At 62.1% G+C, this 12,659-nt stretch carries 12 protein-coding genes; 5 read left to right on the top strand and 7 right to left on the bottom strand.

Annotated features, from left to right (window positions below; genetic code table 11):
* Positions 1 to 170: 170 nt before the first annotated feature.
* Positions 171 to 914, top strand: a complete 744-nt coding sequence (locus IB265_RS05385) for a L,D-transpeptidase (protein ID WP_057252790.1) — start codon at positions 171 to 173, stop codon at positions 912 to 914.
* 26 nt (positions 915 to 940) lie between these two features.
* Here the strand turns inward: IB265_RS05385 and IB265_RS05380 are convergent, their stop codons facing one another.
* Together IB265_RS05380 and IB265_RS05375 are read right to left on the bottom strand one after the other, a co-directional pair.
* Entirely contained in the window at positions 941 to 1,300 is a 360-nt protein-coding gene (locus IB265_RS05380) for a hypothetical protein (protein ID WP_057252792.1), read from the bottom strand.
* Positions 1,301 to 1,412: 112 nt separating this feature from the next.
* The gene (locus IB265_RS05375; RefSeq protein WP_057252794.1) at positions 1,413 to 1,895 is read right to left on the bottom strand and encodes an SRPBCC domain-containing protein; all 483 of its coding nucleotides are present in this window, start codon (positions 1,893 to 1,895) and stop codon (positions 1,413 to 1,415) included.
* Between the two features lie 50 nt (positions 1,896 to 1,945).
* Here IB265_RS05375 and IB265_RS05370 point away from each other — a divergent pair, with 50 nt between their 5' ends.
* The 3 genes from IB265_RS05370 to rkpK all read left to right on the top strand — a co-directional run bounded on the left by IB265_RS05370 (position 1,946) and on the right by rkpK (position 4,775).
* Entirely contained in the window at positions 1,946 to 2,278 is a 333-nt protein-coding gene (locus IB265_RS05370; protein ID WP_057252795.1) for a helix-turn-helix transcriptional regulator, read from the top strand.
* A gap of 70 nt (positions 2,279 to 2,348) precedes the next feature.
* On the top strand, positions 2,349 to 3,392 hold the full coding sequence (locus tag IB265_RS05365; protein ID WP_057252909.1) for an NAD-dependent epimerase: 1,044 nt from the start codon (positions 2,349 to 2,351) through the stop codon (positions 3,390 to 3,392).
* A 69-nt stretch (positions 3,393 to 3,461) separates the two neighbouring features.
* The gene (gene rkpK, locus IB265_RS05360; RefSeq protein WP_058329452.1) at positions 3,462 to 4,775 is read left to right on the top strand and encodes a UDP-glucose 6-dehydrogenase; all 1,314 of its coding nucleotides are present in this window, start codon (positions 3,462 to 3,464) and stop codon (positions 4,773 to 4,775) included.
* Positions 4,776 to 4,800: 25 nt separating this feature from the next.
* Here rkpK and IB265_RS05355 read toward each other — a convergent pair whose 3' ends face one another.
* The 4 genes from IB265_RS05355 to IB265_RS05340 form a co-directional block, all read right to left on the bottom strand.
* Positions 4,801 to 5,118, bottom strand: a complete 318-nt coding sequence (locus IB265_RS05355) for a hypothetical protein (protein ID WP_057252797.1) — start codon at positions 5,116 to 5,118, stop codon at positions 4,801 to 4,803.
* A 231-nt stretch (positions 5,119 to 5,349) separates the two neighbouring features.
* On the bottom strand, positions 5,350 to 7,656 hold the full coding sequence (locus IB265_RS05350) for a Tex family protein (RefSeq protein WP_057252799.1): 2,307 nt from the start codon (positions 7,654 to 7,656) through the stop codon (positions 5,350 to 5,352).
* A gap of 214 nt (positions 7,657 to 7,870) precedes the next feature.
* The gene (locus IB265_RS05345; protein ID WP_057252801.1) at positions 7,871 to 9,178 is read right to left on the bottom strand and encodes a cyclopropane-fatty-acyl-phospholipid synthase family protein; all 1,308 of its coding nucleotides are present in this window, start codon (positions 9,176 to 9,178) and stop codon (positions 7,871 to 7,873) included.
* Positions 9,179 to 9,512: 334 nt separating this feature from the next.
* Positions 9,513 to 10,511, bottom strand: a complete 999-nt coding sequence (locus IB265_RS05340; RefSeq protein ID WP_057252803.1) for a glutathione S-transferase family protein — start codon at positions 10,509 to 10,511, stop codon at positions 9,513 to 9,515.
* Positions 10,512 to 10,685: 174 nt separating this feature from the next.
* Between IB265_RS05340 and IB265_RS05335 the strand changes: the two genes are divergently transcribed.
* Positions 10,686 to 11,675: a glycerophosphodiester phosphodiesterase family protein gene (locus tag IB265_RS05335; RefSeq protein WP_057252805.1), complete on the top strand. Its 990-nt coding sequence runs from the start codon at positions 10,686 to 10,688 to the stop codon at positions 11,673 to 11,675.
* 52 nt (positions 11,676 to 11,727) lie between these two features.
* Here the strand turns inward: IB265_RS05335 and era are convergent, their stop codons facing one another.
* The gene (era, locus tag IB265_RS05330) at positions 11,728 to 12,657 is read right to left on the bottom strand and encodes a GTPase Era (RefSeq protein ID WP_057252807.1); all 930 of its coding nucleotides are present in this window, start codon (positions 12,655 to 12,657) and stop codon (positions 11,728 to 11,730) included.
* Between the last annotated feature and the right edge of the window lie 2 nt (positions 12,658 to 12,659).

Here is a 12,659-nt window from a genome sequence, read left to right as displayed (position 1 = left end):
GCGATAGCCAGCGTGACCCGGCCGATTGTCGCCTTTCGGCCACACTCACTGGTTGCCTCATTTGCGACATGCTGTCGCCGCCCCGACGCCGTCTTTGACATTAGAACGGAAGAGCGGCAAAAGCCGTGCCTCCCGCCCAAAATGACAATCAGCAGGATCAAAATTTCAGTATGTGTGTGTCCCGGAACAGCGCCGGCCGCCTGGCGCAGCTCTTCGCCCTTCTTCTCGCCACCTCGACGCTCGCCAGTTGCGTCACCACGTCGGGGCCAGCCAAGCCGAAGGGACCGGATCCATACTATGTGGCGATGTACGGGCCGCTACCCAACGAAAAGTTCCCGCTGGATGCGATCGACATCAGCAAGGTCGACAAGCGCTATCTGCGCCAGCAGGTCGCCTACCAGACGCACGAGCCGCCGGGCACGATCGTGATCGATACCCAGAACCGCTTCCTCTACCTGGTCCAGGATGGCGGCATGGCGATGCGCTACGGAATCGGCGTCGGCAAGGCGGGCCTCGAGTTCGAGGGCGAGGCGCGCATTGCGCGCAAGGCGGAATGGCCGCGCTGGACGCCGACACAGGACATGGTGGCACGCGAGCCGGAGCGCTACGGCCCGCTTGCCGGCGGCATGGAGCCGGGCGTGCGCAACCCGCTCGGGCCGCGCGCGCTCTATCTCTTCCAGGGCAGCCGCGACACGCTGTTCCGCATCCACGGCACGACCGAGGCCTGGTCGGTCGGCAAAGCCGTCTCGAGCGGCTGCATCCGTCTCTTCAACCCCGATATCATCGATCTCTACAGCCGCGTCCCGCTCGATTCGCGCGTCGTCGTCCTGCAGGCGGAACCGCCGATGACCGAACCGGCCGGCGGCGTGCCGATGGCGAGCGTTTCGAACGGCGGCCTGCCGCCGGCCTACTGATACCTGCTTGACGGAATGCCGGGCGCCTACCAGGCGTCCGGCGTCCGCACCATGTGCACGATATTGGCCGGGTTCATGATCCAGCCGCCGCGAAAACCTTCGCCGAGATCTTCCACGGCATCACAGCGCACAACGCCCCTGGCGGCGAGGTGATCAAGCGCGCCCACATGGTCATCGGTAAAGAGTTCGAGCCAGACCTCGGCCTGGCTGTAGTTCGGCGCCTCGTCGATCCAGAGTTGGTTGGGCCCAAGCTTGAACCCGATGGCCGGCAGCTTTTCTTCGATGGGTTCGAGGCCGACCGTGTCGCGATAGAAGGCGACGACTGCCTCGTATTGATGCGAGGGAACCTTCACCGCGATATTGATGCCGCCTGTAATTTTCGTCATGACGCAATCTCCTATTGCCGCCCGGCGCCTGCCGACGCGGCTCATTGTTTGTGTTTCGATTGCCGATAATTTCGCGCCCGCATTCGGAGCGGGATGCCGGGCGCCGGCTGGCTCAGGCTTGCGGCTCGAGTGCCGGCTTGCCTGAGAGTTCGCTGAGGTAATAGCCCTGGCGCAGGTTGATGCCGTATTCGAGCCAGGCCTTCATGCAGGCAAGCATCTGCGACCAGCCTTCGCAGTTGACATAAGACCCCTTCTGCCCCTGCCCGTTCTCACGCCATCCCTTTTCGGCGATCGTCACCATAGTGGCGCCGTCATCCAGCGACTGGAAACGCATCTCCACACGGGTCTGGTAGGGCTCCTCGCCCTTGGCGACCATGGCGTCCCAGCGAAAGACGATCCGCTCGTTCTGCTCGACCGCCTCGACCTGGACCGGCACCTGCCCCCACCATTTGACCGTAGCCCCGGCGACCAGCGGCCCGCTGATGCCGCCAAGGGTGACGAAATAGCGACTGAGCTGATCCGGATTGACGACGGCATCGAATACCTGGGCGACCGGGCGATCGATCCGTCCATTCACACGGAATTCGAAGGGCATCTGATGTTCCTCCTATTGAGCCCGAACAGAATATGTTATAAAAACATAACATGTCAACCGAATCGAAAGACGATCTCGTTTTCAAAGCTTTGGCCAATGGATTGCGCCGCCAGATGCTCGACGCCATGAAGCACGCGCCGCAGACGACGGGCATGCTCTGCGAACAATTCGGCAATCTCGATCGCTGCACCGTCATGCAGCATCTGAAGGTGCTGGAAGAGGCAGAACTCGTGCTCGTTCGCCGCGAGGGCCGCGAGCGCTGGAACCACCTGAACGCTTTGCCGATCCAAGCCATTCACGACCGCTGGATCAGCCAATATGCGGGGCACGCGATGTCGGTCCTCTCCGCCCTGCAACAGGGGCTGGACCAACCGTCGGAGTGATGGTTTCGACTTTCCATTGCCCGGCTTTCTTCGTAAGAACGCCCTGACAACACAATCTGGGGACATGGTCGTGCGCTACCTCATCACCGGCACCGCGGGCTTCATCGGCTTTCATCTCGCCAAGCGATTGATCGACGAAGGACATTTCGTGGTCGGCTTCGACGGCATGACGCCCTATTACGACGTGACGCTGAAGCAGCGCCGGCATGAGATCCTGGCGCGTTCGAACGGCTTCAAGGCTGTCGTCGGCATGCTTGAGGATCGGGCGGCGCTCAACCATGCGGCGGAGATTGCCGAGCCCGAGGTCATCATCCACCTCGCGGCCCAGGCCGGCGTCCGCTACAGCCTTGAAAATCCCAAGGCCTATGTCGATTCCAACCTCATCGGCTCGTGGAACATCCTGGAACTGGCGCGGGAACTCGGCCCGAAGCACCTGATGCTCGCTTCGACGTCCTCGATCTACGGCGCCAACGAGAAGATCCCGTTTGCGGAGACCGATCGCGCCGACGAGCCGATGACGCTCTATGCCGCCACCAAGAAATCGATGGAACTGATGGCGCATAGCTATGCCCATCTCTACAAGGTTCCAACCACCGCCTTCCGCTTCTTCACGGTCTATGGTCCCTGGGGCCGGCCTGATATGGCGCTGTTCAAGTTCGTCGACGCCATCCACAAGGGGCAGCCGATCGACATTTATGGCGAAGGCCGTATGAGCCGCGACTTCACCTATATCGACGACCTCGTCGAAGGCATCCTCAGGCTCTCGCACGTGGCACCGGCGGAAGAAAACCGCGTGCCATCCGAGAAGGCCGAGGACACGCTGTCGCGCCAAGGACCGTTCCGTGTCGTCAACGTCGGCGGCGGCCAGCCGGTCGAACTGATGACGTTCGTCGAAACGGTCGAGAAGGCCGTCGGCAAACCGGCACTGCGCAACATGCTGCCGATGCAGCAGGGCGACGTGCCGCGCACCTATGCCTCCCCTGATCTTCTGGAGGCATTGACAGATTTCAGACCCTCAATCCCGGTGGAAGAAGGCGTGGCGCGCTTTGCCGCCTGGTATGAGGAATACTACAATGCTGGCGGGAAAGCCGGATCCTCGGCCTCGCAGGCATAGATACGTGCAAACCAGCATGGTTTCCGCGTTCGCGGACAAGAGCTCGCCAGACAACAAAGGAAAGAGCCTATGAAAATCACAATGATCGGCGCCGGTTATGTAGGCCTCGTTTCGGGTGTGTGTTTTGCGGATTTCGGTCACGACGTCGTCTGTCTCGACAAGGATGAGAGCAAGATCGACGCGCTGATGCAGGGGCGTATTCCGATCTTCGAACCCGGCCTCGACCATCTGGTGGCCAGCAACGTCGCCTCGGGTCGACTGTCGTTCACGACCGATCTCGTGTCCGCCGTCGCCGACAGCGATGTGATCTTCATCGCGGTCGGCACCCCTTCCCGCCGCGGCGATGGTCATGCCGACCTCTCCTACGTGTATGCAGCGGCCCGCGAGATCGCCGAGAACCTCAGGGGGTTCACCGTCATCGTTACCAAATCCACCGTTCCGGTCGGCACGGGCGATGAGGTCGAGCGCATCATTCGCGAAACCAATCCTGACGCCGATTTCGCCGTCGTCTCCAATCCGGAATTCCTGCGCGAGGGTGCGGCGATCGAGGACTTCAAGCGGCCGGACCGGATCGTCATCGGTGTTGTCGACGATGATGCGCGGGCGCGTGACGTCATGACCGAGGTTTACCGGCCGCTCTATCTCAACCAGTCGCCGCTCGTGTTCACGTCACGCCGCACCTCCGAACTGATCAAGTATGCCGGCAATGCCTTCCTGGCGATGAAGATCACCTTCATCAACGAGATGGCCGACCTCTGCGAAAAGGTCGGCGCCAATGTCCAGGACGTCGCCCGCGGCATCGGCCTCGATGGCCGCATCGGCTCGAAGTTCCTGCATGCGGGCCCCGGCTATGGCGGCTCGTGCTTCCCGAAGGACACGCTGGCCCTGGTCAAGACCGCGCAGGACCATGACGCGCCCGTCCGGCTCGTCGAGACCACGGTTGCGATCAACGACAACCGCAAGCGGGCAATGGGCCGCAAGGTGATTGCGGCTGCCGGCGGCGACGTGCGCGGGCACAAGATCGCGATCCTCGGCCTCACCTTCAAGCCGAACACCGACGACATGCGCGACAGTCCGGCGATCGCCATCGTGCAGACGCTGCGGGATGCCGGCGCCCACATTATCGGCTACGACCCGGAAGGCATGGAGAACGCCAAGAAGATCATCGACGGCATCGACTATGCCAGCGATCCCTATGAGGCGGCCAACGAAGCGGATGCGCTAGTGATCGTAACGGAATGGAACGAGTTCCGCGCGCTTGACTTCCGCCGCCTGAAATCCGCGATGAAGACGCCTATTCTCGTCGACCTCAGGAACATCTACCGCCAGGACGAGGTTGCCAAGCACGGCTTTGCCTATTCCAGCATCGGCCGGCCCCTCTGAGGGCTTCGGCTGGCGGGAGGGCCGACTATGCTTTTGGAACTGGCAGCGGCGGCAGAGCTTCCCAACTCTTGCCGGCAAGGATGACGCAGCTACGGCCGTTGACGTCCGTGACGATCAATGTCCAGCTGCCGTTGTCGGCCGCATAGACTTCCAGGATCGCCTGAGGATTGATGAGCGCCGTCGCGGCTGGCTTTTCCCGATACTGCCGCGCCAGAAACTCGATCACCTCGGATCGGTTCGCGCAATTTATCGGGGCCTGCGAAACTGCGGGGACCGGGCGCGCCGTCACCCCGGCTGCCAGAAGGGCGGCCAGCGCGAAGCCGCGGATCACCTTGCGTACCATCACGCAACTCCTTTCACCGGATGCCCGGCGGAGGAGGAGTTTCCGCTAACCTTTTCCGCCGTAAATCCGGCTGCTCCATCGGCGCACTGCTCACAAAACAGCGCAGTTGCCACGATGGAGAGAGTATGGCGGAAAGCCGCGATTATTACAATTATCTAAATTATAGACCATCCATCGGAGACGCCGCGCGTCGTAATGACGCGCGGCGCTGCAGAACCGATGCCGAAGCTGCTATTTGCGCTTCATCGCCTCCATCAGGGCCGCACCAAAGGCGCCCTGCGACGGCGCTTGCGGCTTCTGCGGGCGCGTGGGCGCGCCACGGTTGCCGCCATTCGGTGCGCTGCCACGGGCCTCGCGGCCTGACTCAGCGCCACCATCCTTCCGCATCGTCAGGCCGATGCGCTTGCGGGCGACATCCACCTCAGTGACGCGGACAGTCACGACATCCCCGGCCTTCACCACTTCATGGGGGTCCTTGATGAAACGGTCCGCGAGTTGAGACACGTGGACGAGGCCATCCTGGTGGACGCCGATGTCGACGAAGGCACCGAAAGCCGCGACGTTGGTGACGGTGCCCTCGAGCTGCATGCCGACCTTCAGGTCCTTGATGTCGTCGATGCCCTCGGCAAAGGTCGCGGTCTTGAAGCTCGGGCGCGGGTCACGGCCCGGCTTTTCGAGTTCGGCGAGAATGTCCTTGACGGTCGGCAAGCCGAAGCGCTCGTCCACGAAGGTCCGTGGGTCGAGTTGCTTCAGGGCGACACTGTCGCCCATCAGAGCGCGCACGTCGCGCCCGCAGGCGGCCACGATCTTCTTGGCGACGCCATAGGCTTCCGGATGGACGGAGGAGGCATCGAGCGGCTCCTTGCCGTTCGGGATGCGCAGGAAGCCTGCGCACTGTTCGAAGGTGCGCGCGCCGAGCCGCGGCACTTTCAACAGTTCCTTGCGGCTTCCAAACGGCCCGGTCGCGTCACGATGCGCGACGATCGCCTCGGCCGAGGATTTGCCGAGGCCGGACACCCGGGCAAGCAGCGGTGCCGACGCCGTGTTGACGTCGACGCCGACGGCGTTCACCGCGTCTTCCACCACCGCATCGAGCGAGCGGCTGAGCTTCGACTGGTCGACGTCGTGCTGGTACTGGCCAACGCCGATCGACTTCGGCTCGATCTTCACAAGCTCGGCCAGCGGATCCTGCAAGCGGCGGGCGATCGAGACTGCACCACGCAGCGAAACGTCGAGGCCGGGGAATTCCAAGGCGGCCGTTTCAGATGCCGAGTAAACCGAGGCGCCGGCTTCGGAAACGATGACCTTGGTCGGCTTCGGCGCCGGCAGCTGCAGGAGCATGTCGGCAACGAGCTTTTCGGTCTCACGGCTGCCGGTTCCGTTGCCGATCGCGATCAGCTCCACCTTGTGCTTGCGGATCAGCGAGGCGAGCTCGGCCTGCGTGCCACGAACGTCGTTCTTCGGTGGGAACGGGTAGACGGTCGTCGTTTCGAGCAGCTTGCCGGTGCCGTCGACCACCGCGACCTTGACGCCGGTGCGGATGCCCGGATCGAGGCCCATCGTGGCCCGCGATCCCGCAGGCGCGGCAAGCAGCAGGTCCTTGAGGTTGCGGGCGAAGACGTGGATCGCCTCCTCTTCGGCACGCTCGCGCAGTTCACGCATCAGGTCGAGCGACAGCGACATGGAGAGCTTCACGCGCCAGGTCCAGCCGATCATCTCGGCCAGCCATTTGTCACCCGGCAGATGGGCGCCGACATTGTAGGCGGCGGCAATCATGCGCTCGACCGGCTTTACCGGCGACGTGTCGTCCTGATCGACGACGATATCAACGGACAGAACCTCTTCGTTCCAACCACGCAGCATCGCCAGCGCCCGGTGACCGGGCGTCGTCGCCCAGCGCTCGGAATGGTCGAAATAGTCGGAGAACTTGGCGCCGGCCTCCTGCTTGCCGTCGACGACCTTGGCGCGCAGGAAGGCGGCGCCCTTCATATGATTGCGAAGGCGGCCAAGCAGATCGGCGTTTTCGGTCATGCCTTCGGCGATGATGTCGCGCGCGCCATCAAGCGCCGCCTTCACATCAACCACCTCGGCGGTCAGGAAGGCCGTTGCGCGATCGGCCGGCGCGACGGAGCGATCGGCCAGAATCGCTTCCGCCAGCGGCGCGAGGCCACGCTCGCGGGCGATCTCAGCCTTGGTGCGGCGCTTCGGCTTGTAGGGCAGATAGATGTCTTCAAGTTCCGCCTTGGTTTCGACGGCAGCGATCTTGGCTTCCAGTTCGTCCGTCAGCTTGTCCTGCCCGCGGATCGACTCGAGGATCGATGCCCGACGCGCCTCGAGTTCGCGCAAGTAAGTCAGCCGCTCCGACAGCATACGCAATTGCGTATCGTCTAGGCCGCCGGTCACTTCCTTGCGGTAGCGCGCGATGAACGGCACCGTTGCCCCCTCGTCCAACAGCTCGACAGCGGCTTTAACCTGCGAAGGTGCTGCCTTGATTTCGCTGGCAATAATGGCGGCGATGGATTTAGCGGGGTTGGCCATGGGAATTCCGTCTTTCCTGCAGCGCTTGGAAGCACTGCACGTTTTGTCCTTGGATCGGAGATGATCCGCGGAAACAGGCAGTCGTTTGGTCGGCGACCATAAAGGCGCAGGGCTTCGAGGCCAAGTGAAGGCCTTCGGAGGAAATTCCGAACTCCACAGAAGATGGGAGATGGCCATCCCGTGTCGACCTATAGCGACAGGGATGGCCCTTGCATCAGACCGCGATCGCAGCCGGTTCGATGTGTTCTTCCGCCGGCGCCTCGTCCCAATTGTTGACCGGTTCGAGCGGCGGCCGACGCTTCTCGAACTCGATCAATTGCCGCTCCCGCTCCTCGATGTAGCCGCGCGTGACCGGCACGGCATCGAGAGAAGGCGAGAGCTGAAGCTGGAAGATGAAGTGTTTGTCGTAGAGGAAGGCCGTTTCGGAAGCCGCCAGATAGAACTCCCACATGCGGAAGAAGCGTTCGTCGTAGAGCCTTACCGCCTCTTCGCGGCGCGCGACGAAACGCTCACGCCAGGCCCGCAAGGTCCAGGCATAGTGCATCGGCAGGATCTCGACATCCTTCACCAGCAGCCGCATACGCTCGACCGACGGCAGAACCTCGGAGAGAGCGGGAATATAACCGCCGGGGAAGATGTACTTTTCGATCCACGGGTTGGTCGCCCAGGGCTTGTAGACCTGGCCGATCGAATGCAGCAGCATGACGCCTTCCGGCGTCAGCAGCTCCTTTATCTTGCTGAAGAAATTTCCGTAGTTGCCGATGCCGACATGCTCGAACATGCCGACGGAAACGATGCGATCGAACTGCCGGCCCTCAAGGGTTCGGTAGTCCTGCAGTTCGAAGCGGACGCGATCGGAAAGCCCGCGCCTGGCGGCACGATCACGGGAAACCTTCAGTTGCTCCTCGCTGAGCGTGATGCCCGTGACTTCGACTCCGGAAGATTCGGCCAGATACATGGCCATCCCGCCCCAGCCCGAGCCGACCTCCAGCACCTTCTGCCCCGGCTCCAGCAGAAGCTTCGCGGCGATGTGCCGCTTCTTGGCGAGCTGTGCTGCGTCGAGCGATATTCCCCGCGGCTGGAAATAGGCGCAGGAGTATTGCCAGTCCTCGTCGAGGAACAGGTTGAAGAGATTGCGATCGAGATCGTAGTGATGGGCGACGTTGTTCCGGTTGCGATTGACCGGCATGCGGCTCACCAACTGCTGGCGCAGCACATGCCACAGGCCTGTGATCGTGTTGGTGGCATTTGCCGCATTCTCGATGCCGTTCGCCTTCACGATCGAAAGCACGTCGAAAATGTCACCTCTTTCGATGACGACGCGCCCATCCATGTACATTTCACCAAAGCGAAGGCCCGGGTCCCGGACGATCGCATTCTCCGCCTCCGCGTCGACGATGCGGATTGATGCCGGTTTTCCGGTGCCGTCACCCAAAATGACCTGTTCGCCGGAAGAAAAAGTCACCGTCAGATTGCCGTTGCGCACCAGACGGCGAAGCAAAGTCAACAATGCTGCATTCATATCTCACCCCTACCAGACCTACATACGTGTCCTGGCGCACGAGAGATGCGAAGGGCCGGCTCTTTCGGGGCTTCCGGGGGTTGCGTGAGCGCGCATGGCGAACAGACGCGAGCACGTCCGGAAGCGGCGAGAACCGGCTCGGGCGTGGCGTCACGGGTATCCAGCGGGCGCGTCAGGATCCTTGTGCTTGCCCCGCCGGAAATTCGTCAGGCCAGCCGCCATCGGGCTCCTATCCATCAGAACTTCCATTTAATTTAGGAAGCTTCCATCGATTGGCAATGGGTTCTCTATGGCCCCTCATAGATTTGTTTCCTTAGCAAATGAGGAAACGCGGCTATGCGCCAACGACTCCGCGCCCTCGCAAGCGAGCACGATCATGCGGGCGATCGAAATCCAGCATCGGGCCGGCGGGAACGATGCGGGTCGGATTGATATGGGCAATGCCGTAGTAGCCGCGTTTGATTTGATCGATGCGCACGCTCTCGCGGATACCCGGCCATTGATAGATTTCGCGCAGATAGTTCGACAACGCCGGGTAGTCCTCGATCCGGCGGATGTTGCATTTGAAGGCGCCGTGATAGGCCGCATCTAAGCGAACCAGGGTGACGAACAAGCGGATGTCTGCCTCGGTCAGGTACTCGCCTGCGAGATAGCGATTGACCGTAAGATGCGCCTCGAGCTCGTCGAGCATGCCGAACAGGCTCGACACCGCCTCATCATAGGCTTCCTGCGTCTTTGCAAAGCCGGATCGGTAGACGCCGTTGTTGACCCGCTCGTAGATCGGGCCATTCCAGCGATCGATTTCGCCACGCAACGCCTCCGGATAGAAATCGAGCCGGTTGCCGGTCAGATGATCAAAGCCTGAGTTCAGGATGCGGATGATGTCGGCGGACTCGTTGTTGACGATCCGCCCTTCGCGCATGTCCCAGAGAACCGGTACCGAGACCTTGCCGGTATAGGTCGGGTCGCTCGCCACATAGAGTTCATGATGAAAACGGATCTTGCCGACGCGCTCGCCGGCATCGACCGGCTCGTCATAGGTCCAGCCATCCTCACCGAGCACCGGGTTGGCCACCGTAAGTCCGATGATCTCCTGCAATCCCTTGAGGTTGCGGAAGGCAATCGTGCGCGAGGCCCAGGGGCAGAGATAGGAAACGAACAGGCGGTAGCGCCCCGCCTCGGCCGGCAGAGCCGGCTGGCCATCCGGCCCTGGGCTCCCGTCCGGCGTGATCCAGCGATGAAAGCGCGTCGGCTCCCGGTAGAATGCACCGCCTTTCATCTCGCTGGCCGCAACGTCGCCCTTGACCCATTTTCCTTCGACAAGCTGCGGCATCTCTTTTCTCCGGATCGCAAAATCAGCGATAGCTACGTCTCACAGGGCGCGGCTGAGGGTCAACCGCGCGCGCGGGTGACACATCGTTCGCAATCCGCGACACGCACGTGAGGCGTGTATCAACATCCTGACGCCACAATGTCGAGCAATCCGGATTCGAAGAGGAGAATCAGGATGAAGAAGTTCGTTGCTGCCATTGTTCTGTTTGCCGCCGTCGTCTGGCTGATGAACACGTCGCTGTTCGTCACGCCACCGGCAGGCTCGGCGAAACTGCTGTCGCACCGAGGCGTCCACCAGACCTATCCGAAGACGAATGTCGGCAACGACACCTGTACGGCAACGATCATCGACACGCCGCAGCATTCCTATCTGGAGAACACGATTGCCTCCATGCAGGCTGCCTTCGACGCCGGGGCCGACGTCGTCGAACTCGACGTGCATCTTACCCCGGACAAGAAATTCGCGGTCTTCCATGACTGGACGCTGGATTGCCGGACCGAAGCCAAGGGCGTCACCGAGGAAACGCCGATGGCGACGCTGAAGAGCCTCGATATCGGCTACGGCTATACGGCCGATGGCGGCAAGACCTTCCCCTTCCGCGGAAAGGGCGTCGGCCAGATGCCGACGCTGGATGAGGTGCTGGCTGCCCTGCCCGACCGCAGGTTTCTCGTCAACTTCAAGAGCCGGCGCACCGAGGAGGGCGCGGCACTCGCAACGCTGATCGAAGCGCAGCCACAATGGCGGCAGGCTATGTTCGGAGTCTATGGCGGAGAGGAACCGACTCGCGAGACTCTGAAGCGCCTGGAAGGGATGCGCGGCTATGACCGGACGTCGACGATGGCGTGCCTAACGCGCTATCTCGGCTATGGCTGGACCGGTCTGATGCCGGAGGCCTGCAGGAACACGCTCGTCATCGTGCCCGGCAATTACGCGCATTTTCTCTGGGGTTGGCCCGATCGGTTCTCCGCGCGCATGAAAGCGGCCGGAAGCGAGATCATCCTGCTCGGCCCCTATCACGGCGGCGACTTCACCACCGGGATCGATACGACGCAGGATCTGGAATTGGTCCCGCCGCGGTTTTCCGGCTACATCTGGACCAACCGCATCGAGATGATCGGCCCGGCCCTGGGAAAGCGGCAGATCGCTGAGGCCAGGGCAAACTGAGGCGGCATCCACCGCACGGCTTGCCCCTTGCCGGCATCCTATGTGCCCAAGCCTATCGCGGGAATTCGAGGCCCATTTCGCGGAAGCGCTCGGGGTCGTCGCCCCAATTTTCGCGCACCTTGACGAACAGGAAGAGATGCACCGGCTGCTCGAGGATCTCGGAGATCTCCTTGCGCGACGCCGTCGAAATCGCCTTGATCGCGTCGCCGTTCTTGCCGAGCGCGATCTTCTTCTGGCTTTCGCGCTCGACGTAGATCACCTGTTCGATGCGGACCGATCCGTCCTTGCGCTCTTCCCACTTCTCGGTTTCGACATGCGAGGCATAGGGAAGCTCTTGATGCAGGCGCAGAAACAACTTCTCGCGGGTGATTTCGGCCGCGAGCTGGCGCATCGGCAAATCGGAAATCTGATCCTCCGGATAGTACCAGGGACCTTCCGGCAACGTCTCGGCAAGATAGTCCATGAGGTCCTTGCAGCCCGAACCGTTCAGCGCCGAGATCATGAAGGTGCGTTCGAATTTGATCGTCTCGTTGGCCGCGGCCGCGAGCTTCAAAAGATCCTCCGGACGCACCTGGTCGATCTTGTTCAACACGAGGATCTTCGGCTGGTGCACTTCCTTCAGCCCCTCGAGGATCGCTTCCGCATCGCCCTTCAGGCCACGCTCGCTATCGATCAGGAGCATGATCACGTCCGCATCCTTAGCGCCGCCCCAGGCGGTCGTGACCATGGCACGGTCGAGCCGCCGCCGCGGCTTGAAGATGCCGGGCGTATCCATGAAGACGATCTGCGCGTTGTCGTGGATGGCGATGCCACGCACGATCGCGCGCGTCGTCTGCACCTTGTGGCTGACGATCGAAACCTTGGCGCCGACGAGGCGGTTGACCAAAGTCGACTTGCCTGCGTTTGTCGCGCCGATCAGCGCCACGAAACCCGAGTGGGTCGGCGCGCCTTCAGCGGCCGTATCTTTTTCCATGTCCGTCATTT

It is taken from the genome of Ensifer sp. ENS10, assembly GCF_014852025.1.
Classification (GTDB): Bacteria; Pseudomonadota; Alphaproteobacteria; order Rhizobiales; family Rhizobiaceae; genus Ensifer.
This window is presented reverse-complemented; position numbering and strand designations above follow the sequence as displayed.